Raw genomic sequence first — 717 nt, 5'->3', positions numbered from 1 at the left:
CGGTTCTGGGCGACGCGGACGACGTCGTCGCGGAACTCTTGGGGGTAGGGGGCGGGCATGGTGCACATCCTTCCCTGCGGTGTGGTAACACCACAGATCGTATGTCACCTACACGCGCATCAGTCCCACACCCGTTGGCCCTCGGAGACGAGGTGGTGATGGATCCGGCGGGCCGACCACTTCTCCCTGCGACGCAGGGTCTGGATCTGAGCCACCACCTCGGGGTCGAGCTGGGCAGGTGAACGGCGCGGACGGCTGGGCCGGTCGAGCAGCCCGGCCTCGCCCTCGGCGCGGTAGCGGGCTACCCAGGTGGCCACCGTGGGGCGGCTGACGCGGAACTCGGCTGCCACGTGCGCTTGGGGGATACCGTCGTTCAGGTGGCGTTGGACCATCCTGAGACGGCCGGTGGGAGTCAGGGGTGCATTAGCGTGAGTCATGAGTGGGTCTCTTTGCGCGGATGGGTGGTGTAGGAACTTCCATCCTGCGGGAGAGGCCCACTCGGCTCATCTCAGCCCGGCCCTCGTGCCAAGAACCTCATGACCCACAACATCTAGTGAGGCTCTTGACGGGGCGTGCTTGACTTCTGCCCAGGTCAAGCCCCTTGTGGTGGTGTAGCGGTTGGATCCTTCGTTGGGGTTGTCAGGTGCTGAGCTCGAGGGCAGTGTCGGTGTCGGTGCCCACCTCGCTTCCGGTGTCCTCGACGGGGGTGAGGCGGCA

At 66.1% G+C, this 717-nt stretch carries 1 pseudogene; it reads right to left on the bottom strand.

Annotated elements, in window-relative coordinates:
• Positions 1-128 precede the first annotated feature (128 nt).
• Positions 129-437 (bottom strand): annotated as a pseudogene (locus tag KZX60_RS11900) (leucine zipper domain-containing protein); the annotation flags it as partial.
• Positions 438-717: the final 280 nt, after the last annotated feature.

This window comes from Micrococcus sp. EYE_212, assembly GCF_023147585.1.
GTDB lineage: Bacteria > Actinomycetota > Actinomycetes > Actinomycetales > Micrococcaceae > Micrococcus.
This window is presented reverse-complemented; position numbering and strand designations above follow the sequence as displayed.